Origin of the sequence: Thiohalorhabdus sp. Cl-TMA (genome assembly GCF_041821045.1) — a bacterium.
In the GTDB taxonomy this organism is placed as follows: domain Bacteria; phylum Pseudomonadota; class Gammaproteobacteria; order Thiohalorhabdales; family Thiohalorhabdaceae; genus Thiohalorhabdus; species Thiohalorhabdus methylotropha.
Genome location: NZ_JBGUAW010000007.1, coordinates 148,373 through 168,363, shown reverse-complemented (window position 1 = coordinate 168,363; position 19,991 = coordinate 148,373). Strand labels below are relative to the sequence as shown.

General features: G+C 70.3%; 21 protein-coding genes and 1 other RNA gene. All 22 read left to right on the top strand.

The annotated features are described in order from the left end of the window. Positions 1 to 7: 7 nt before the first annotated feature. Positions 8 to 1,051 (top strand): complex I NDUFA9 subunit family protein, encoded by a 1,044-nt coding sequence (locus tag ACERLL_RS11400; protein ID WP_373656221.1) that lies wholly within the window; start codon positions 8 to 10, stop codon positions 1,049 to 1,051. 31 nt (positions 1,052 to 1,082) lie between these two features. Continuing rightward, positions 1,083 to 1,502 (top strand): rhodanese-like domain-containing protein, encoded by a 420-nt coding sequence (locus ACERLL_RS11395; protein ID WP_373656220.1) that lies wholly within the window; start codon positions 1,083 to 1,085, stop codon positions 1,500 to 1,502. Positions 1,503 to 1,520: 18 nt separating this feature from the next. Continuing rightward, positions 1,521 to 1,790, top strand: coding sequence for a glutaredoxin 3 (gene grxC, locus ACERLL_RS11390; RefSeq protein WP_373656219.1), 270 nt, complete (start codon positions 1,521 to 1,523; stop codon positions 1,788 to 1,790). 67 nt (positions 1,791 to 1,857) lie between these two features. After that, on the top strand, positions 1,858 to 2,325 hold the full coding sequence (gene secB / locus ACERLL_RS11385) for a protein-export chaperone SecB (RefSeq protein WP_373656218.1): 468 nt from the start codon (positions 1,858 to 1,860) through the stop codon (positions 2,323 to 2,325). Between the two features lie 2 nt (positions 2,326 to 2,327). Continuing rightward, positions 2,328 to 2,780, top strand: coding sequence for an SH3 domain-containing protein (locus tag ACERLL_RS11380; RefSeq protein ID WP_373656217.1), 453 nt, complete (start codon positions 2,328 to 2,330; stop codon positions 2,778 to 2,780). Positions 2,781 to 2,783: 3 nt separating this feature from the next. Further along, a complete protein-coding gene (locus ACERLL_RS11375) occupies positions 2,784 to 3,794 on the top strand; it encodes an NAD(P)H-dependent glycerol-3-phosphate dehydrogenase (RefSeq protein ID WP_373656216.1) in 1,011 nt (336 codons plus the stop codon). A 152-nt stretch (positions 3,795 to 3,946) separates the two neighbouring features. Continuing rightward, positions 3,947 to 4,390 carry a ClpXP protease specificity-enhancing factor SspB gene (locus ACERLL_RS11370; RefSeq protein WP_373656215.1) on the top strand — a complete coding sequence of 148 codons (444 nt, stop codon included), beginning with the start codon at positions 3,947 to 3,949 and terminating at the stop codon, positions 4,388 to 4,390. Between the two features lie 29 nt (positions 4,391 to 4,419). Further along, an RNA gene (gene rnpB / locus ACERLL_RS11365) (RNase P RNA component class A) lies at positions 4,420 to 4,800 on the top strand. Between the two features lie 190 nt (positions 4,801 to 4,990). Next, a complete protein-coding gene (gene mraZ, locus ACERLL_RS11360) occupies positions 4,991 to 5,434 on the top strand; it encodes a division/cell wall cluster transcriptional repressor MraZ (RefSeq protein ID WP_373656214.1) in 444 nt (147 codons plus the stop codon). 36 nt (positions 5,435 to 5,470) lie between these two features. Continuing rightward, a complete protein-coding gene (gene rsmH / locus ACERLL_RS11355; RefSeq protein WP_373656213.1) occupies positions 5,471 to 6,415 on the top strand; it encodes a 16S rRNA (cytosine(1402)-N(4))-methyltransferase RsmH in 945 nt (314 codons plus the stop codon). Positions 6,416 to 6,426: 11 nt separating this feature from the next. Beyond that, the gene (gene ftsL, locus ACERLL_RS11350; protein WP_373656212.1) at positions 6,427 to 6,678 is read left to right on the top strand and encodes a cell division protein FtsL; all 252 of its coding nucleotides are present in this window, start codon (positions 6,427 to 6,429) and stop codon (positions 6,676 to 6,678) included. Next, positions 6,675 to 8,402 (top strand): peptidoglycan D,D-transpeptidase FtsI family protein, encoded by a 1,728-nt coding sequence (locus ACERLL_RS11345; protein WP_373656211.1) that lies wholly within the window; start codon positions 6,675 to 6,677, stop codon positions 8,400 to 8,402. Before ftsL ends, ACERLL_RS11345 begins: the two co-directional genes overlap by 4 nt. Beyond that, on the top strand, positions 8,399 to 9,859 hold the full coding sequence (locus ACERLL_RS11340; protein ID WP_373656210.1) for a UDP-N-acetylmuramoyl-L-alanyl-D-glutamate--2,6-diaminopimelate ligase: 1,461 nt from the start codon (positions 8,399 to 8,401) through the stop codon (positions 9,857 to 9,859). The genes ACERLL_RS11345 and ACERLL_RS11340 overlap by 4 nt, the downstream gene beginning before the upstream one ends. Further along, complete coding sequence (locus ACERLL_RS11335) at positions 9,843 to 11,180, top strand: UDP-N-acetylmuramoyl-tripeptide--D-alanyl-D-alanine ligase (RefSeq protein WP_373656209.1); 1,338 nt, start codon at positions 9,843 to 9,845, stop codon at positions 11,178 to 11,180. The genes ACERLL_RS11340 and ACERLL_RS11335 overlap by 17 nt, the downstream gene beginning before the upstream one ends. Further along, the gene (gene mraY, locus ACERLL_RS11330; RefSeq protein ID WP_373656208.1) at positions 11,181 to 12,263 is read left to right on the top strand and encodes a phospho-N-acetylmuramoyl-pentapeptide-transferase; all 1,083 of its coding nucleotides are present in this window, start codon (positions 11,181 to 11,183) and stop codon (positions 12,261 to 12,263) included. Between the two features lie 15 nt (positions 12,264 to 12,278). Continuing rightward, the gene (gene murD / locus ACERLL_RS11325) at positions 12,279 to 13,697 is read left to right on the top strand and encodes a UDP-N-acetylmuramoyl-L-alanine--D-glutamate ligase (protein ID WP_373656207.1); all 1,419 of its coding nucleotides are present in this window, start codon (positions 12,279 to 12,281) and stop codon (positions 13,695 to 13,697) included. Beyond that, entirely contained in the window at positions 13,684 to 14,880 is a 1,197-nt protein-coding gene (gene ftsW, locus ACERLL_RS11320; RefSeq protein ID WP_373656206.1) for a putative lipid II flippase FtsW, read from the top strand. The genes murD and ftsW overlap by 14 nt, the downstream gene beginning before the upstream one ends. After that, positions 14,877 to 16,010 (top strand): undecaprenyldiphospho-muramoylpentapeptide beta-N-acetylglucosaminyltransferase, encoded by a 1,134-nt coding sequence (murG, locus tag ACERLL_RS11315; RefSeq protein ID WP_373656205.1) that lies wholly within the window; start codon positions 14,877 to 14,879, stop codon positions 16,008 to 16,010. The genes ftsW and murG overlap by 4 nt, the downstream gene beginning before the upstream one ends. Then, on the top strand, positions 16,000 to 17,430 hold the full coding sequence (murC, locus tag ACERLL_RS11310; protein ID WP_373656204.1) for a UDP-N-acetylmuramate--L-alanine ligase: 1,431 nt from the start codon (positions 16,000 to 16,002) through the stop codon (positions 17,428 to 17,430). Before murG ends, murC begins: the two co-directional genes overlap by 11 nt. Further along, a complete protein-coding gene (gene murB, locus ACERLL_RS11305) occupies positions 17,427 to 18,320 on the top strand; it encodes a UDP-N-acetylmuramate dehydrogenase (protein ID WP_373656203.1) in 894 nt (297 codons plus the stop codon). The genes murC and murB overlap by 4 nt, the downstream gene beginning before the upstream one ends. Next, on the top strand, positions 18,317 to 19,219 hold the full coding sequence (locus tag ACERLL_RS11300) for a D-alanine--D-alanine ligase (protein ID WP_373656202.1): 903 nt from the start codon (positions 18,317 to 18,319) through the stop codon (positions 19,217 to 19,219). The genes murB and ACERLL_RS11300 overlap by 4 nt, the downstream gene beginning before the upstream one ends. Continuing rightward, complete coding sequence (locus ACERLL_RS11295) at positions 19,197 to 19,988, top strand: cell division protein FtsQ/DivIB (protein ID WP_373656201.1); 792 nt, start codon at positions 19,197 to 19,199, stop codon at positions 19,986 to 19,988. The genes ACERLL_RS11300 and ACERLL_RS11295 overlap by 23 nt, the downstream gene beginning before the upstream one ends. The last annotated feature ends 3 nt before the right edge of the window (positions 19,989 to 19,991 follow it).

The window sequence follows — 19,991 nt, the reverse complement described above, 5'->3', positions numbered from 1 at the left end:
GAAACGGATGAGCATCGAGCGGGTCTGTGTGCTGGGGGGAAGTGGGTTCGTGGGCCGACATGTGGTCCACCGGCTCCACAAACACGGCTACAAGGCCCGGGTGGTCACCCGCGACATCGCCCGCAACCGGGATATGCGCGTCATGCCCGGCGTCGAGGTGGTGGAGGGAAACCCGCTGCGGAGGGCGGATCTGGACCGGCATCTGGAGGGCGCCGACGCCGTCATCAACCTGGTGGGCACCTTGACCGAAAAACGCCCGGGGCGTCAGGACTATCCCCTGGAGCGGCGGGGCGATTTCCATGCCGTGCACGTGGAGCTGCCCCGGCTGGTGGTGAAGGCCGCCAAGCAGGCCGGTATCCGTCGCGTGCTGCACATGAGCGCCAACGGCGCGGATCCGCTCGCCCCCAGCCAGTACCAGCGCTCCAAGGGCCTGGGCGCCCAGATCCTACGGGAAGCCAGTGAGGTCGGGGAGGACGGCGGCGAAGCCTGGCTGAACGGCCCCAAGATGACCCGGGGCGAGGGGCTGGACGTGACCATCTTCGAGCCGAGCATCATCTTCGGGGAAGGGGACGGCTTCTTTACCCGCTTCGCCAAGCTGGTGCGCCGGATTCCGGTGGTCTTCCCGCTGCCGCGCGGGGAGACCCGGTTCGCCCCCGTCTGGGTGGAGGACGTGGCCGAGGTCTTCGCCAAGGCCCTCGGGGATCCCCGCACCTACGGCCAGACCTATGCCCTCTGCGGGCCCCACGAGTACACCTTCGCCGATCTGGTGCGCTTCATCGCCCGGCTGGAAGGGGTTCAGAGGCAGGTATGGCCGGTGCCCGAGTGGCTTTCCTGGGTGCAGGCCGCCTTCCTGGAGCGGGTACCCGGAAAGCCGTTGACGCGCGACCAGCTGTTGAGCCTGTCGGAGGACAATACCTGCTCCGAGCCTTTCCCGGAGATCTTCGGGGTGGAGCCCCGGACCCTGGAGGCGGTGGTTCCCACCTACATCGGCCGCCAGGAGAGCTCGCTGGAGGATCTGTACAAGTACCGGGCCGCCGCCCGCCGGAAATGACGGGTCCGGACGGCTGAATGGGAAGGCATGAATGATAGAATTCCTGCAAGAGAATTGGCTGCTGGTGGCGGGACTGGGCGTAATGGCGGTGCTCCTACTGAAGGGTCCGCTGACCCTGCGCCTGGGCGGCGTCGGTTCGGTGGACCCCGCCGGGGCCGTACGCCTGATCAATCATGACAACGCCCGGGTGGTGGATGTGCGCGAGGACCGGGAATGGCAGCAGGGCCATATATCCGGAGCGGTGCACGCGCCCCTCGGGCAGCTCTCCGGCCGGATGGACGAGCTGGAGCCGATCAAGGAGTCCGGGGCCCCCGTGGTGGTGGTCTGCCGCTCCGGGACCCGCTCGGCAACCGCGGCCGTGCAGCTCCGGAAGGCCGGGTTCCCGTCGGTTTACAACCTGAGCGGCGGGACCATGGCCTGGCAGCAGTCGGGCATGCCGCTCGAGAAGTGATTTTCAAGAGGGACGAGCATGGCCAGAGTCGAGATGTACGCTACCCGGATCTGCCCCTTCTGCAATATGGCCAATGCGCTTTTGCGCTCCAAGGGGGTGGAAGCGGAGAAGACCATGGTGGACGTGCATACGGAGGAGCGGGCGCGCATGCGGGAGCGCGCGGGCGGACGGCACACCGTGCCGCAGATCTTCATCAACGGCCGGCATATCGGCGGCTTCGATGAGCTGAAGGCCCTCGACGATGCGGGCGGCCTCGACCCCTTGCTGGCTGAGGCCGCCTCGGAATAGGAGCGGGCCTCCATACGGGGAGCGCCCGATAACAGGTGAACACGGAATACAGGGGACGGGAGCAGGTATGAGTGAACAGCAGGGCGCCCCGGAGGAGCAGCCGGTCTTTGCCTTGGAGCGGGTCTACATCAAGGACCTCTCCTTCGAGTCTCCGAACGTCCCGGAGATGTTTGCCCAGCAGGGCCAGCCGCAGGTGAACGTTGAGCTGGGCACCCAGGGCCGCATGGTCAGCGACCAGGGCCACATGGAGTCGGTGCTCACTGTTACCGTCCGCTCTACCCACGAGGACAAGACGGTGTTCATCGCCGAAGTGCAGCAGGCGGGCCTGTTCCGGGTCTCCGGAATCCCCGATGAGCAGCTCGAGCAGCTCATGGGAATCAACTGTCCCACCATCCTGTTCCCCTACGCGCGGGAGGCCATCTCCAGCGTGGTGGCCCGTGGCGGATTCCAGCAGCTGCTGCTCGACCCCGTGAACTTCCAGGCGCTCTATGAGCAGTCCCGCCAGCAGCAGGCGGGTGAAGGCGGGGAGCACTGACCGTGGGTGGTCGGCGGACCCCCCTGGCCGTGGGCTTGGTGGTGGCTCTGCTGGCGGCGGTCGGCACCGCCCAGGCCGCCACCTATAAATCCATCGACGCCGGGAAAGTGAATCTGCGCGCCGGGCCGGGCACCGACCAGCCCCGGCGGTGGGTGGTCAGCTACGGCTACCCCCTGCAGGTGGTCGAGACCCGGGACGGCTGGGCCAAGGTCAAGGACTACGAGGGCGATGTCGCCTGGGTGTCGGAGAAGCTGCTGTCCGATCGGCGGACCGTGCTCGTGACCCGGAAGCTGGTGAACGTCCGGGCGGGCCCGGGAACCGACCACGACATCGCCTTCCAGGCGGAGCGCCATGTCCTGCTCACTTACCTGGGCCAGCAGGGGAGCTGGGTCCACGTGCGGCATGCCGACGGGGACGAGGGCTGGGTCTACGCCCCGCTTGTCTGGGGGGACTGAGCGTTGGCGAAGGCGGCGGTCATGGGGGCCGGCGCCTGGGGGACCGCCCTGGCGATCCACCTGGCGCGCTGTGGCTTCGAGGTGCTTCTCTGGGATCGCGACCAGGAGCGTGCGGCCGCCGCGCAGCAGGCCCGGGAGAACGAGGCCTATCTCCCCGGCGTGCCCCTCCCGGACGGAGTGACCGTTTCCGCCGACCTCTCCCGGGTGGCCGGGGTCCCGAGTCTCGTTCTGGCGGTGCCCAGCGCCGCCCTGCGGGAGGTGGCCGGCGCCCTGAAGCCGTACGTGGACGGCGGGACTTGGGCGGCCTGTGCCACCAAGGGCCTGGAGGAAGGCTCCGGAAAGCTCATGCACGAGGTCCTGGTGGAGGTCCTGGGCGACCGCCTGGGTGGATGGGCCATCCTGTCAGGGCCCAGCTTCGCCGACGAGGTGGGGCGGGGCCTGCCCACCGCCATCACCGTGGCCCAGCCCGACGCCCAGCGGGCGGAGAAGGTGGCGGCTTGGTTTCGCTGCGATCCCCTGCGGGTGTACACCAGCGACGATCCGGTGGGCGTTGAGCTCGGCGGGGCGGTGAAGAACGTCATCGCCATCGCCGCCGGCATCGCCGACGGCATGGGGCTCGGCTACAACGCCCGCGCCGCCCTCATCACGCGGGGACTCGCCGAGATGAGCCGGCTCGGGGTGGCCATGGGCGGCCACGCGGAGACCTTCGCCGGTCTGACCGGACTGGGAGACTTGGTGCTCACCTGTACCGGGCCGCTCTCGCGGAACCATCAGCTGGGTGAGGTGCTGGGCCAGGGGACCCCGGTGGACCGGGTCTCCCCCGCGCTGTGGCGGCGCGCTGAGGGGGTCCGGGCCGCCCGGGCCCTTCACGGCAAGGCCGCCGGGCTCGGCGTGGATATGCCCATTACCGAACAGGTCTACCGGGTCCTCTGCGAGGGCGAGGACCCCCGGCGGGCGGTGCGTAGCCTGATGCAGCGCACTCCCAAGGCGGAGCGGCCGCTGGACGGCGAGTGACGAGCCCGCTGGTGCCCCACGCGGGGCCGCGGCACGAGGGCTCCGGTTAACCGGGGCGGGGAACTTCACGCAAGGGTGCGAGCCCAATATCCAGAGCCGCTGGTCGCCCCCCGGGGTTCCGGGGCGCGGACTGAAATCGGCCGGAGGGAGAAATGGCGGACAAAATCGCCGAGATGAAGCGTTTGATGGTGGAGGCACTCCTGGAGCGGCAGGGGCGTTGCTTCGTCCATGTGGTTCCCTCGGTGGGCGAGGAGGCTTCGGCGCTTCCGCCGGAGTATCTGGACAGGGACAGCTGCACCCTCGCCCTGAACATGGTCACGCAGGTGCCCGTGGTCAATGAATGGGGAATCGAGGTGTCCACCCGTTTCGGCGGCCGTGCCTTCAACTGCGTTGTCCCCTGGTCCGCCGTTGTCCAGGTCTTCGATCCCGAGCAGCAGGCCGCGGTGCTTGCCTGGCTGTTTCCGGTCCAGGAAAGCGGGGACGAAGAGACGCAGGCCGAGGACGTCGCCGAGGATACGGAAACCGCGTCCGAAGAGCCCGAAAAGGAAGAGGGCGAAGGCTCCAGGCGCGCCAGTCATCTGAAAGTGATCAAGTAGGTCGGCGTCGCCGGCCTTGCGATCATGTCGGGGTGGACCGGGAGATCGCTCGCCATGCGCTGGCGGGAGGAAAGTCCGGGCTCCACAGGGCAGGATGCCGGGTAACGCCCGGCGGGGGTAACCCCGGGAAAGTGCCACAGAAAGCAGACCGCCCGCCGTCGGGACCGTGTGGAACGGCGGCGGGTAAGGGTGAAAGGGTGCGGTAAGAGCGCACCGCGCCGTCGGTAACGGCGGCGGCACGGTAAACCCCATCCGGAGCAAGGCCGAATAGGGGAGCATGGGCGTGGCCCGCGTCGCTCCCGGGTAGGCTGCTTGAGGCGGTCGGTGACGGCCGTCCCAGATGAATGATCTCCGCTCGCCGCGAGCCATTGCGGCGGGGACAGAACCCGGCTTACAGGTCCACCCCGATTTCTTTTTGTCCAGCAAGCATCGCTTTGCCGCGAAAGCCCGCCATAAGGCGGGCTTTTTTCGTGTCCGCACCCGGCCCGGACGTCCATAAGGCCCCTATTTCCGAGGGGGAATTTCCTTGACGGGGGGGTGCCCCCTTAATAGAGTTCGCTTGAGGGGACAGAGTGGGATGCCGTGGGGTAAGGTGGGACAATGTTCCGTGGGACCTTCGAACATACGATGGACGAGAAGGGGCGTTTGTCCATTCCGTCCAAGTATAGGGAGCTGCTGGAGTCCCACAGCGACGGCCAGGTGGTGGTTACCGTGGACCCGGACCGCTGCCTGGCCGCCTACCCCTTTCCGGAATGGGAGCGCATCGAAGCCCGGCTCGGCGAGATGTCCATGCTGCGCCGTGAAGTGCGTCAGCTAGAGCGGTTCCTGGTGGGAAACGCGGTGGAGTGCGAGCTGGACCGCCAGGGCCGAATCTTGCTGCCCCAGAATCTGCGGAGCTTCGCGGGCCTCCAGCGGGAGGTGGTGGTGGCGGGGCAGATCAAGAAGTTCGAGCTCTGGGACCAGGAACAGTGGTCCCAGCAGCAACAGCAGTGCCTGGATTCCATGGAAGGCGCCATGGAGGTCCTGGCCGAGCTGGGATTGTGAGGCGTTCCAGCCGTACGACGGAGGAACCATGGCGTAATGACGGCGGATCATGGGGAACATCTCCCGGTCCTCGCGGAGGCCGCCGTGGAGGCGCTGCTTCCCGGGCCGGGTCGTCGTCTGGTGGACGCCACCTTCGGGCGCGGCGGCCATTCGGCGCGGATCCTGGAAAGGCTCGGCGGGGAGGGCCGTCTCCTGGCGCTCGACCGGGACCCCGAAGCCGTGGATCACGGCCGCTCGCTATTCGGTGCCGATCCGAGGTTCCGGATCGACCGCTATCCCTTCTCCCGGCTCGCGGAAGCGGTGGCGGAAGCGGGCTGGCCTGACGGCGTCGACGGCGTCCTGGCGGATCTGGGGGTTTCCTCCCCGCAGCTCGATGATCCGCACCGGGGATTCAGCTTCCGGGGGGAAGGCCCATTGGATATGCGCATGGACCCCGGGACCGGAGCGAGCGCCGCCGAATGGCTGCGCGGGGTGGATTCCGGAGAGCTGGAACGGGTGCTCCGGGAATACGGGGAGGAGCGACACGCTCGCCGGGTGGCCCGGGCCATTATCGCGGCTCGGGAGCAGACGGGGCTGGCCACCACCACCGGGCTGGCGGAGGTGGTGCGCAGCGCCGTGCCGGGACGCGGGGAGCCGGGCAAGGACAAGGCCACCCGGACCTTTCAGGCCATCCGCATGGCCGTCAACGACGAGCTGGGGGAGCTGGAGGCCTTCCTTGCCGCCGCGGTGGAAGTGCTCCGGCCCAGCGGGCGCCTGGTGGTAATCGCGTTCCACTCCCTGGAGGACCGGATGGTGAAACGGTTCATCCGTGAAGAGGCCCGCTCCTGCGTGTGCCCGCCGGATTTTCCGGTGTGCCGGTGCGACAAGGTGGCCCGCCTGCGCCCGGTGGGTAAGCCCTTGCGGCCCGAGGCGGGTGAGCAGGAGGCGAACCCCCGGGCGCGCAGTGCCATAGCCCGGGTGGCCGAGCGGTTGGCGGCGTGAGGGAGGCGGGCATGGCGGCGATCCTTCTGGTCCTGGGGCTGGCGAGCGCGCTGACGGTGGTATGGGTCCGGGAAGAGGCCCGTCAGCTGGATCTGGCCATCCAGGCCCACCGGGACCGGATCCGAGCCCTGGAAACCGAATGGGGCCGCCTCCAGCTGGAGCGGGCCGCGCTGGGAGCCCGCTCCCGGGTGGAAAGCCTAGCCCGAAAACGGCATGACATGCACATCCCCGAGCCTGGGGAAATCTGGGACTTCCGGCCATGAAGCTCGCCTGGCGGGGCCGATTCGCGTTTCTCCTGCTCCTGCTCGGATTGCTGGGTATCAGCGCCCAGCTGATCCGCATGCAGGTGGTGCGCGCGCCCGCCCTGCAGGAGGAGGCTCGTCGCCAGGCGGTGCACCACGTGCGGGTGCCGGCAATCCGGGGGGCGATCCTGGACCGCAACGGCAGCCCGCTGGCCGTGAGCACGCCGGTGAAGTCCATCTACGCGGTTCCCGCGGAGGTGGCCATGGGCGAGGACGCGCTGGGCCGCCTGGCCCGGGTGCTGGATCTGGAGCCGCGCGCCCTTCGGAAGCGCCTGGAGCGGGACGGCCCCTTCGTCTACCTCAAGCGGCAGGTGCCCCCGCAGGTGGCGAGGACCGTCGACGCGCTCGGAATCAGCGGCATAGGCGCCCTGCAGGAATACCGGCGGTATTATCCGGCGGGCGAGGTGGCGGCCCATGTGGTAGGGTTCGCCGGGGTGGACGGCAACGGCCTGGAAGGCGTGGAGCTCGCCTACGACCGGACCCTGAGCGGCGAGCCGGGAAAACGCTTGGTGGAGCGGGATGCGTTGGGACGGGACATGCGCACGCTGCGGGTGGAAGAGTCCGTGCAGCGCGGCAAGAACCTGTTCCTCAGCATCGACAACCGGCTGCAGTACGTTACCTACCAGGCGCTCAAGGAAGGGGTTGCCCGTTACCAGGCGAAGGCGGGCATGGCGGTGGTGGTGGACCCCCATACCGGGGAGGTGGTCGCCCTCGCCAACGTCCCCTCCTACAACCCGAACAGCCTGGACGGCTCGGGCCCGTCCCAGCGGCGCAACCGGGCCGTCACCGACGCCATGGAGCCCGGCTCCATTTTCAAGCCCTTCACCGTGGCCGCGGCCCTGGAGAAGGGCAAGGTGCGGCCGGAAACCGAGGTATATTGCGAAGAAGGCCTGATGCGGGTATCGGGGCACCAGCTCCATGACACCCACCCCATCGGGCGGGTAACGGTACGGCAGGTCATCCAGAAATCCAGCAACATCGGCGCGGCCAAGATCGCCCTCAAGCAGGACAATGAGCAGCTTTGGCGCCAGCTCCGCGATTTCGGTTTCGGCCTCCAGCCGGGTACCGGCTTCCCGGGCGAGACCCGGGGCATACTGCACATGCCCCACCAGTGGCAGCGATTCGACCGGGCAACCATCGGCTTCGGCCACGGCGTGGCCACGAGCGCCCTTCAGGTGGCCCGGGCGTATTCGGTGCTGGCGAACGGCGGGGTGCGCCTGCCGCTGACCCTGCGCCGGGTGGAGGACAGCGAGGCCGTTCCGGGAAAGCGAGTGCTCAGCCGTGAAACGGCCCGGCAGATAGGGCGAATGCTGAACATGGTAGTCAGCCCCGAGGGCACCGGCGGGCGGGCGGCGCTCGAGCGATACCGGGTCGCGGGGAAGACCGGGACCGCCCAGAAGCCGGGCGGGGAAGGGTATCTGGAAGGAAAGTACCTGGCCTCCTTCGCAGGCTTCGCGCCCGTGAACGATCCCCGGTTGGTGGCGGTGGTGATGATCGACGAGCCCAAAGGGGAGCATTACGGCGGGCTGGTAGCCGCGCCCGTTTTCCGGCGCATCATGGCTCAGGGGCTTCGCCTCAACCAGGTTCCGCCCCTCCCCCGCGAGGAGCGCAGGCACTTCCCCGTCCCCATGCGCCAAGCCCGGGGCCAGGAAGGCGAGTCGGCCGTCGCGGGGCAGCCGTCATGAAGTGGGTGCGCCTGCTCCCGGAGGCGGTGGCCGAGGGCGCCGGCTGGCACATGGTGAGCGCGGTAACGGCAGACAGCCGTTCGGTCCGGCCCGGCTCCCTGTTCTTCGCCCTGCGGGGAACGGTGGCCGACGGCCACGACTACATTGCCGACGCCCTGTCCGCCGGTGCGGTGGGCGTAGTGGCCGAGCGCCCGGTGGAAACGCCGCCGGAGGCCCCGGTGGTCTTCCATCCCGAGGCGCGTCGGCTGCTCGGAGAGGCGGCGGCGCGCCTCCAGGACCATCCCTCACGGGATATGGCCGTGATCGGGGTCACCGGGACCAACGGCAAGACCACCCTCACGTGGCTGCTGGCGGCCCTGCTCGGCGACGGGGCCATCATCGGCACGCTCGGCTGGGGACGCCCGGGCGAGCTGCATCCTTCCGGGGAGACCACCCCCGACGCGGTCACGCTGCAGGGACGGCTGGCCCATCTGCGCACGGAAGGGGTGGCAGGGGTGGCCATGGAAGCGAGCTCGCACGCGCTGGATCAGGACCGGCTCGCCGGGACTACGCTGGTGGGCGCGGTCTGGTCCAACCTAACCCCCGAGCACCTGGACTATCACGAGGACCTGCAGGCCTACCGGGCGGCCAAGCTCCGGCTCCTGGAGCGTCCCGAGCTGGGCTTCGCCGTCATCAATGCCGACGACCCGGAGGCCGACGCCTTCGCCGCGGTGGTCGCGCCCGACGTGCGGCTGTGGCGGTACGGGCTGGAGCGGGGAGACGTGACCCTCAAGGAGGCGAAGTGCGGGCCCGAGGGCATCGAAATGCGGGCCGCCACGCCCAAGGGCGAGGTGACCGTGCATTCCGCGCTGGTGGGTCGGGTCAATCTGGCCAACCTGCTCGCGTCGGTGGCCGCCGGGCTGGCCCTCGGCCTGAGTCCGGCCAGGACGGGACAGCGGCTGTCCTCGGCCGCGCCGGTGCCGGGCCGCATGGAAAATCTGGGCACCACCCCGCGCGGGGCCCATGTCTGGATCGATTACGCCCACACCGCCGACGCTCTGGACCGGGCCCTGGCGGGCGCCGGGAAGCTGACCGAGGGGGCGCTTTGGTGCGTATTCGGGTGCGGCGGCGAACGGGACACCGCCAAGCGCCCGGCCATGGGTGAGGTGGCGGCCCGGCACTGCGACCGGGTGGTGCTGACCTCCGACAACCCACGCGGCGAGGACCCTGAGGAAATCATCCGGGCCATTCGCGCCGGCATGGGGGACGTCGAGCCGACGGTCATCGCCGACCGGGGCGCGGCCATCGGGCATGCATTGGCGGCAGCGGATCCGGGGGATACGGTGATCATCGCCGGCAAGGGCCACGAACGGGAGCAAGAGATCGCCGGACGCCGCATCCCCTTCAGCGACCGGGAGGCGGTCCGCCAGTGGCTGGCGTATCCCGGGGAAGCCGCGGGCCATGATGAATCTGGATGAGGTGGCCGAATGGACCGGGGGGCGTCGGCATGGGGAGGCGGAGATCCGGGAGGTGTCCACGGATACCCGGACCATCCGGCCGGGTGCCTTGTTCGTCGCCTTGCGGGGTGCGCGCTTCGACGGCCATGACCACCTCGCCGAAGCCGACGCCGCCGGAGCCGCCGCAGCCCTGGTGGAGCCCGGCGTAAAGAGGCCGTCCTTGCCGCGTGTGGAGGTGGCGGACACCGGCCAGGGGCTGCTGGATCTGGCCGCGGGCTGGCGCCGCCTGACGGACGCCGAGGTGGTGGCCATCACCGGCTCCTGCGGCAAGACCACCGTCAAGGAGATGGTGGCCTCCATTCTGCGGGCCGCGGAGGCGCGGACCCTGGCCACGCCGGGGAACCACAACAATACGGTGGGGCTGCCGCTCACCCTGTTCGGCCTGAGCCGGGACCACCGCTACGCCGTGGTGGAAGTGGGCATCAATCGGCCCGGCGAGATGGAGCGGCTGGCGCCGGTGGCGGCGCCCGACGTGGCGGTCATAACCAATGCCGCCGCGGCCCACCTGGAAGGGCTCGGATCCCTGGAGGGGGTGGCGACGGAAAAAGGCCGCCTGCTGCAGGGGCTTGGGCCCGACGGGGTGGCGGTGCTGAACGCGGACTCGCCTTTCGTCGAGCAGTGGGCCCGCTCGGCCCCGGGCGCCGTTCTGCGTTTCGGCATGGATGCGCCGGCCGAGGTGCGGGGGGCCTGGGAAGCGGCGGGAAGCGGCGGCCGGCTCTGGCTGCGGCTCCCGGACGGCGAAGGCGAGGTGCGCCTGCCGCTGCCCGGCCGGCACAACGCCTGCAATGCCCTGGCGGCCGCGGCGGCAGCCTCCGCCCTGGGCATTCCCCGGGCGTCGGTGATCCGGGGTCTGGAGGCGGTGGTGCCGGCGTCCGGACGGCTGCATTTACGCGCCGGCCTCGGCGGGCTTACGGTCCTGGACGATACCTATAACGCCAACCCGGCATCATTGGCCGCGGCGCTGGACGTGCTCGCCGGGGAGGCGGTCCGGACCTGGCTGGTCCTGGGCGACATGGGCGAGCTCGGTGCCTCCGGGGCCGAGCTGCACCGCCAGGCCGGCGAGCAGGCGCTGGCGGTGGGCGTGAATCACCTCCTCGCAGTGGGCGATCTGGCGGGCGAGGCTGTATGCGCTTTCGGCGGCGGGGGCCGGCGAGTGGCCCACTGGGAGGAGGTCGCAGACATCCTGGAAACCGAAGCGGCGAGCGGGGACCGGGTACTAATAAAGGGGTCGCGGACCATGCGGCTGGAACGGCTGGTGGCCCGCCTTACGGGAGAATATTAGGTGCTGTATCACCTGCTGTACGAGCAACTGGGGGATCTGCCCGGCTTTTCCCTGTTCCAGTTCATTACCTTCCGGACCATCGCGGCGACCTTGACCGCCCTGGCCCTGGCGTTCCTGGTGGGGCCGTGGATGATCGCCCGGCTGAGCCGGTACAACATCGGCCAGACGGTCCGCGACGATGGCCCGGAGAGCCACCTCCCCAAGGCGGGCACGCCCACCATGGGCGGTACCCTGATCCTGGTGGCGCTGCTCGGGCCCACGCTGCTCTGGGCCGATCTGAGCAATCGGTACGTCTGGGTCGTGGTGCTCACCACGGCCGCCTACGGGCTCATCGGTCTGGTGGACGACTACCTCAAGCTGGCCAAGCAGGATCCCCGGGGAATCGGCGCCGCCAACAAATTCGGCGGACAACTGCTGGTGGCCACCAGCGCCGCGGTGTACATGTACGCCATCGCCGACTCCCCCGTGGATACGGCCCTGACGCTGCCGTTCATCAAGGACATCCTGATCCCGCTCGGGGTGGTCTTCATTCCGCTCACCGTGCTGGTGGTGGTGGGCACCTCCAACGCGGTGAACCTGACCGACGGGCTGGACGGCCTCGCCATATTTCCGGCCCTGATGATCGCCTTCGGTCTGGGCATATTCGCCTATGTTACCGGCCATACCGGATTCGCCGAATACCTGAAGATCCCGCACGTTGATGGGGCTGGCGAGATGGCGGTGATCTGCGGATCCCTGATCGGAGGCGGTCTGGGCTTCCTGTGGTTCAACGCCTACCCCGCCCAGGTGTTCATGGGCGACGTGGGGGCGCTGGCGTTGGGGGCCGCGCTGGGAATGGTGGCGGTGGTGGCCCGGCAGGAGATCGAGCTGGTGATCATGGCCGGCATCTTCGTGATGGAGACCCTGTCCGTGATGATCCAGGTCGCCTCCTACAAGCTCACCGGCCGCCGGGTGTTCCGCATGGCACCCCTGCACCACCACTTCGAGCTGCAGGGGTGGCCCGAACCGCGCATCGTGGTGCGGTTCTGGATCATTACGGTGATCCTGGTGCTGGTGGCCCTGTCCACGCTCAAGATTCGATAAGGAGTGCATGCGCCGATGATCGCCCGGACCCCGAGCCCCCTTGCCGATGCCCGCGCCGACCTGACCGGTCGCCGGGCCGCGGTGGTGGGGGCGGGAAAGACCGGGCTCAGCGCGGTACGCTTCCTGCGGGCGGCCGGGGCCCGGGTGGCGCTCACCGATACCCGCGCCGATCCGCCCGCGCTGGCGGATCCGGAAGCGAAAGAGGGGCTGGCGGAGATTGCATTGGGCGGCCTCGACGGAAGCCTGCTGGCGCGCCAGGAGCTGGTGGTGGTGAGCCCCGGTGTCCCGCTGGCGGAAAGCGCCATCCGCGCCGCGGCGGCAGCTGGCGTCCCGGTGATCGGTGATGTGGAGCTCTTCGGGCGCTACGCGGGTGCGCCGGTGGTGGCGATCACCGGCTCCAACGGAAAGAGCACCGTCACCACGCTGGTGGGCGCCATGTTCGAAGCGGCCGGGCGGTCGGTCCGGGTGGGCGGAAACCTGGGTACGCCGGCCCTGCAGCTGCTCGATGACCACGTTCCGGAGGCCTATGTGCTGGAGGTCTCCAGCTTCCAGGCCGAGGGTCTGGATACCTTCCGGCCCCAGGTGGGGGTGCTCCTCAATCTGAGCGCCGACCACCTTGACCGGTACCCCGACGAGCGCGCCTATTACGCGGCCAAGCTCCGCCTGTTCGCGAACATGGGCGCCGGCGATGTGGCCGTGCTCAACGGTGACGATCCGGAGGTCCGCGGGCATGCGGGGCGCCTGCCCGCGGAGGTGCGTCGGGTTTGGTTCGGTACCGGAGCGCCCGAGCCCGGAGACGCGGGCCTGACGGAAGAAAACGGTGCGCGGTGGCTCGCCCTGGGCGGGACCGCCTCGCCGGAGCCGGTTCTTCCGGAGCGGGACTGGCCGCTCGTGGGCGCCCCCAATCGCTTGAACGCGCTGGCCGCGCTGGCCGCGGGCCGGGCCGCAGGTCTGGAGGATACCGCCATGGCTCGTGCCATGCGCGGTTTCGGCGGTTTGCCCCACCGTATGGAGCCGGTGGCCACGGTGGGCGGGGTGCGCTATGTGAACGACTCCAAGGGCACCAACCTGGGCGCCGTGGCCTCCGCCCTGGAAGGCCTGGAGGGGCGCTGGGTATGGATCGCCGGCGGGGTAAACAAGGGCGGCGATTTCATCGCTCTGCGCCCGGTGCTGGCGGCGCATTGCCGGGAGGCGGTCCTCATCGGCGAGGCCAGCGCGGAGATCGCGGACGCCGTTGCGGATGTGGTGCCAGTGCATCAGGCAAACGACATGCGGGCCGCCGTGCGCCGGGCCGCGAAGGTGGCCCGGCCCGGGGACACGGTGGTGCTCTCGCCCGGCTGCACGAGCTTCGACCAGTACCCCAATTTCGAGGCGCGCGGCGAGGATTTCCGGGCCGCGGTGGCCACCCTGGAGGCGCAGCATGCCCTCCGCTGAAGCACGCTGGCGCCGCGAGCTCCCCGATCCCCTCCTGCTGGCGGCGATGGTCGCCCTGCTGGGTCTGGGGCTGGTCATGGTCTATTCCTCCTCCGCGGCCCTGGCCGCCGAGGAGGTGGGCAGCTCCTTTCACGTGGTGGCCAGGCAGGCTGTGTACGTCCTGCTGGGGCTGGGCGTAGGAGCGGGGTGTGCGCTTGCGCCGCCGGCTCTTTGGCGGCGCTTGGCCCCCTTCGCCCTTCTGGCCGGCCTGGTGGCGCTGGTGCTGGTGCTGATCCCGGGGATCGGGGTGCGGGTGGGCGGCGCGGCACGATGGCTGGATCTGGGCCCGGTGCAGGTACAGGTGTCGGAGCCGTTCAAGATCGCCTTCATCCTCTATCTGGGCGGCTATCTGGTGCGCAAGGGTGAGGCACGGCTGGGCACCTTCGCGCACGGCCTGCTGCCGATCCTGGTGATCTCCGGGCTTTCGGCGGCCCTGCTGCTGCTGGAGCCCGATTTCGGTGGCGCCGCCATGGTGGTGGGTACCGGCCTGGTGATGGGCTTCCTGGGCGGCATCCGCCTGCGCCATCTCCTGGCGGCGGCGTTGGCGGCCCTGCCCCTGGCGGCCTGGGCGGTATTCGGCAGCGCCTACCGCTACCAGCGGGTTGTGGCCTTCCTGGACCCCTGGGCCGATCCGCAGGATTCCGGCTTCCAGCTCCGCCAGTCCCTGATCGCCTTCGGCCGGGGGGAGTACAGCGGGGTGGGGCTCGGCGACAGTATCCAGAAGCTGTTCTACCTGCCGGAGCCCCATACGGATTTCCTCTTCGCCGTGATCGGCGAGGAGCTGGGCCTGATCGGTACTCTGACGGTGCTGGCCCTCTACGGCCTGCTGGTGCAGCGCGGCTTCGCCATTGCCGAGCGGGCGGGAGACGCCTACGGCCGGCTGGTGGCGCAGGGTATCACCTTCATCCTGGGCTTCCAGGCCCTGGCCCACATGGGCGTGAACCTGGGCCTGCTGCCCACCAAGGGGCTGACGCTGCCGCTCATGAGCTACGGCGGGTCGAGCCTGGTGACCACGCTGGCCGCCCTGGGCATCCTGGCGTCCATCGACCGCCACCGGGGGCGTGTCGGAGGAGCCGATCCCGCGGGTGCCCGGGGGGACGGCGGCAGGGGAGCCATCCCCGCCGGTGCGGGGGCGGCGGCATGAAGGGGCTATACCCGAGCGGGAAGGAGGCCGCGGGAGGTGCGGCGATAGCCCGGGTTGCCATTGCCGCCGGCGGCACCGGGGGACATGTGTTTCCGGCCCTGGCGGTGGCGGATGAGCTGGCCCGCCGCGGCGTGGAGGTGCACTTCCTGGGGACCAGCGCCGGTGTGGAGGCCCGGGCCGTGCCGGCGGCCGGCTACAACCTGGAGCTGCTGGAGATGCGGGGGCTGCGTGGCAGCGGCTGGCGGCGCTGGGCCGCGCTGCCCTGGGCGCTGGCCAAGTCGGTTACCGCGGCCATGGGAATCCTGCGACGGCTGCGGCCCGGGGCGGTACTCGCCATGGGCGGTTACGCGGCGGCTCCCACCGGGCTCGCCGCGCGGCTGCAGGGTCGCTCCCTGGTCCTGCACGAGCAAAATGCCGTGCCCGGGCTGACCATCCGGCTCCTGCGCCGGCTGGCCCGCCGCACGCTCACCGGCTTCCCCGAAGCGGCGGAGCAGCTCGGCGCCCGGGCCGAGTGGGTGGGTACCCCGGTGCGCCGTGGTCTCCTGGACGTGGATGCCCCGGCCGGGCGCTACGCCGAGCGCACCGGCCCACTGCGGGTGCTGGTATTCGGAGGCAGCCAGGGGGCGCAGTTCCTCAACCGGGAAGTACCCGGGTGCCTGGCGGCACTGGCCGCCGAGCGCCCGGTCACCGTCTGGCACCAGGCGGGCCGCACGGAAGGGGCCACGGTGGAGCGGGCCTATGCAGAGGCGGGGGTGGAAGCCGACGTGACCCCCTTCATCGACGACATGGCGGCCGCCTATGCCTGGTGCGACCTGGTGTTCTGCCGGGCCGGAGCCGCCACGGTGGCGGAGCTTGCGGCGGTGGGGGTGCCCTCGGTTCTGGTGCCATTCCCGCATGCGGTGGACGATCATCAGCGCAGGAATGCCGAGGCCCTGGTGCACCGGGACGCCGCGGTATGCCTGACCCAGCAGGAATGGAGCACGGAGGCCGTGCTCGGGCTGCTCCGGGGCCGGCTGGGGGAGCGTGCGGAGCTCGCCCGCATGGCCGAGGCCGCCCGTGAATTTGCCCGCCCCGATGCCGCGCGCATCGTGGCGGATCACTGCCTGGAGGGAGGGGAAAATGCAGGATAAGGGACCCTTTGAGGCGGTACGCCGGCCGGTGGGACCGGAACGGCACCACCGGATCCATTTCGTCGGCATCGGCGGGGTGGGCATGAGCGGTATCGCCGAGGTGCTCCTCGCCCTCGGATTCCCGGTGAGCGGCTCGGACCTCAAGGAGTCGGGGACGGTCGCCCACCTGCGGGAGCTGGGTGCGGCGGTGCACATCGGCCACGATCCGGCCAATATCGCCGGAGCCGATGTGGTGGTGACTTCGTCGGCGGTATCGCGGGCCAATCCGGAAGTGGCCGCCGCCCTCGACTCGGCGGTGCCGGTCATCCCCCGGGCGGAGATGCTGGCCGAGCTCATGCGCTTCAAGCGCGGCGTCGCGGTTGCGGGCACCCACGGCAAGACCACCACCACCTCCCTGGTGGCCACGCTGCTCCACGAGGGCGGCCTGGATCCCACTATGGTTATCGGCGGCCGGCTGAACAGCATCACCGGCAACGGCCTGCTGGGCGAGGGCGACTACCTGGTGGCCGAGGCGGACGAGAGCGACGCCTCCTTCCTCTACCTGCATCCGCAGGTGGCGGTGGTCACGGGCATGGATCCGGACCACATGGACACCTACGGCGGCGATCCCGAGCGCCTGGAGGCCGCCTTCCTGCAGTTCCTGCAGCAGGTGCCCTTCTACGGACTCGCCGTGCTGTGCAACGACCACCCGCGGGTGCGGGCCCTGCTGCCCCGGCTCACCAAGCCCTGGGTGACCTATGGGCTGGAAACGGAGGCCCACTACCAGGCCCGCAACGTGACCGCCCGGGGCGGACGGATGCGCTTCGAATGCTGGCGGCAGAACGAGGAGTCGCCGCTGGCCACCGTGTCCCTGAATCTGCCGGGCCGGCACAACATCGCCAACGCGCTCGCCGCCATCGCCGTGGCCGACCACCTGGGGGTAGATCCGGAGGCCATTCGCCGGGGCCTGGAGGCTTTCTCGGGGGTGGGCCGGCGCACGGAGCTCCGGGGCGAGCGCGACGGCGTGCTGTACGTGGACGACTACGGCCATCACCCGGAGGAGGTGCGGCTGACCCTGGCGGCGGTACGCGAGGCTTGGCCGGAGCGGCGGATGGTGGTGGCCTTCCAGCCGCACCGCTACACCCGGACCCGGGATCTGCTGGAAGAGTTTGGCGGGGCCTTCGACGCGGCCGACCGGCTCCTGCTCGCGGAGGTCTACCCCGCCGGCGAGGAGCCGATCCCGGGCGCGGAGGGCCGCGACCTCCACGAGGCGGTGACGCGCCACGGCCACCCCGAGGTGCGCTTCGTGGGGCCCCTCTCAGGGATGGCCGAAGCGCTGGAGGAAACGGTCCGCCCCGGAGACGTGGTGCTTACCCTCGGCGCCGGGGATATCGGCGCCCTGGCCCGGGAGCTGTGCCCGGACGGGGAGGTGGAGGAGTGAACGCGTCAGCCGCCGACCGCCGCGCGAGGGTCCAGTTCGATGCGCCCATGGCGCCGCGCACCACCTGGCGGGTGGGCGGAACCGCGGATCGCCTGTTCGCCCCGCGGACCCTGGCCGACCTGCAGGAATTCCTCGCCGGCGGGGAGGCGGTGGAGCCCTTCCTGTGGATGGGCCACGGTTCCAACCTCCTGGTCCGGGACGGCGGCGTTGCGGGTACGGTGATCTGCACACGCGGCGGTCCCAAGGCGCTGGAGCGCCTGGACGATACCCGGGTGCGTGCCGAGGCCGGCGTCAGCTCCGCCCGGGTGGCACGCTTCTGCGCGGATCAGGGGCTCGCGGGCGCGGAGTTCCTGGCCGGTATTCCCGGGGCGGTCGGCGGGGCGCTGGCCATGAATGCCGGGGCCTACGGCTCGGAGCTGGCCGACATCCTGGAGGCGGCGGAGGTCATCGACCGGCAGGGCCGGGTACGGGTAGCTGATCCGGCGGAATTCCGGTTCACCTATCGCCACTCCCGCTTGCCGGAGGGCGAATGGTTCGTGGCCGCGCACATCCGGCTGGAACCGGGCGATCCGGAGGAGATCCGTGCCCGGACCCAGGCCCTGCTGGAGCACCGCGGCCGGACCCAGCCGGTGCATCTGGCCAATGCCGGCTCGGTCTTCCGCAATCCGCCGGGGGAGCACGCGGCCCGCTTGGTGGAGGCGGCCGGTTTGAAGGGCACCCGGGTCGGCGGCGCGGAGGTATCGGAGCGCCACGCCAACTTCATCATCAACCGGGGCGAGGCCACCGCCGCGGATATCGAGGCCCTGATCCGCCTGATCCAGCAGCGGGTGGCGGAGCGGTTCGGCATGGAGCTGGAGCCGGAGGTGCGCATCGTGGGGCGCGAGCCATGAGCGCCCCCGTGGCGGTGCTCTACGGCGGCCCCAGCGCCGAGCGGGCCATCAGCCTCAAGAGCGGCGAGGCGGTGGCCGGCGCCCTGGAGCGGCGGGGCCACGCGGTGGCCCGCATCGACGCCGGGCGCGATCTCCCGGAACGACTGCGCGAGAGCGGCGCGGACCGTGCCTGGGTGGCGCTGCACGGACCCTTCGGCGAGGACGGCGTGGTTCAGGGCTGCCTGGAGACCATGGGCTTGGCCTACACCGGATCCGGGGTGCTGGGCTCGGCGCTGGCCATGGACAAGCTGCGCTCCAAGCGAGTCTGGCAGGCGGCCGAGCTGCCCACGCCGCCAGTGGTGGATCTCGGGCTGGAGCCCCTGGAAACCGTGCCCGCGCGGCTGGGCTGGCCGGTGATGGTCAAGCCGGCCCGGAGCGGAAGCTCGCTCGGCATGGCGCGTGCCGACGGGCCGGAGGCGCTGCGCACGGCCTGGGAATCGGCCCGATCCTACGACGATACGGTGTTCGCGGAATCCTGGGTGGACGGCGTGGAGGTCACGGTGGGCGTGCTGGAGGGCGAGGCCCTGCCGGTGCTCCGCCTGGAGGTGCAGCGCGGCTTCTACGATTATACCGCGAAGTACGAGAGCGGTGCCGGTACCCAGTACCTGCATCCCACCGGCCTGGGCGCGGAGGTGGAGGAGTTCTGCCAGAGCGTGGCCCTGGACGCCTTCCGGGCGCTGGACTGCCGCGGCTGGGGGCGGGTGGACATGATGGTCGGGGAGTCGGGCGTCCAGGTGATCGAGGTGAACACCATCCCCGGCATGACCGAGCACAGTCTGGTTCCCAAGGCGGCGGCCCACGCGGGAATCGGATTCGATGAGCTGGTGGAGCGAATCCTTGGCGCGGCCGTCCGGGCGTGAAGGCGGCGGCTTCCGCTACCTGCCGCGCGCGCGGTACCTCGTGGCCGGGGCCGTGGTCCTCGCCGTCCTGGGTGGGCTGTGGGCGAATCTAGATGCGGCCCGAAAGTGGCTGGACCGCCAGGCCCCGGTGCGAAAAGTGGCCATGAACGGCGACTTCCGCCACACGGACCCGCAGGCCCTGGCCCGTTGGATGGGTGACCGTCTGGAGGGCGGATTCTTCACCGCCGACCTGACGCGCCTGCAGGTCCGGACCGAGGAACGGCCCTGGATCCGTTCGGTACGCATCCGCCGCCAATGGCCCGACACGCTGCGGGTGCGGGTGGAGGAGCAGCAGCCCCGGGCCCTGTGGTCCCACGGCGGGCAGTGGCGCCTGGTGAACGAGGCGGGCGTCGTATTCAAGCCCCTCGGCCGGGGCGATCCCGGCGATCTTCCGCGCCTCGCCGGTCCCCGGGCGGATCTGGACGCGCTCCTGGAGCGGCTGGCGGTGCTGAAGGAACGGCTGGGCGGCCACCGGATCACCAGAGTCCGGGTGGATGCACGCGGCGCGTGGATGGCGGAGGTGGACGGCCGGGTGGCCCTCCATTTCGGGCGTCGCAACTGGAAGCAGCGGTTGGCCCGGTTTCTCCGGGTCGAGCGCGAATGGAGGCTCCTTGAACGGGCGGTCAGCAGAATCGATCTGCGTTACCCGGATGGGCTGGCAGTTGCCACCACCGGACAGGGAACGCGCGGAGACCGGGCCGCGACCGGACACCCCCCGAACAAAGGGTGAATA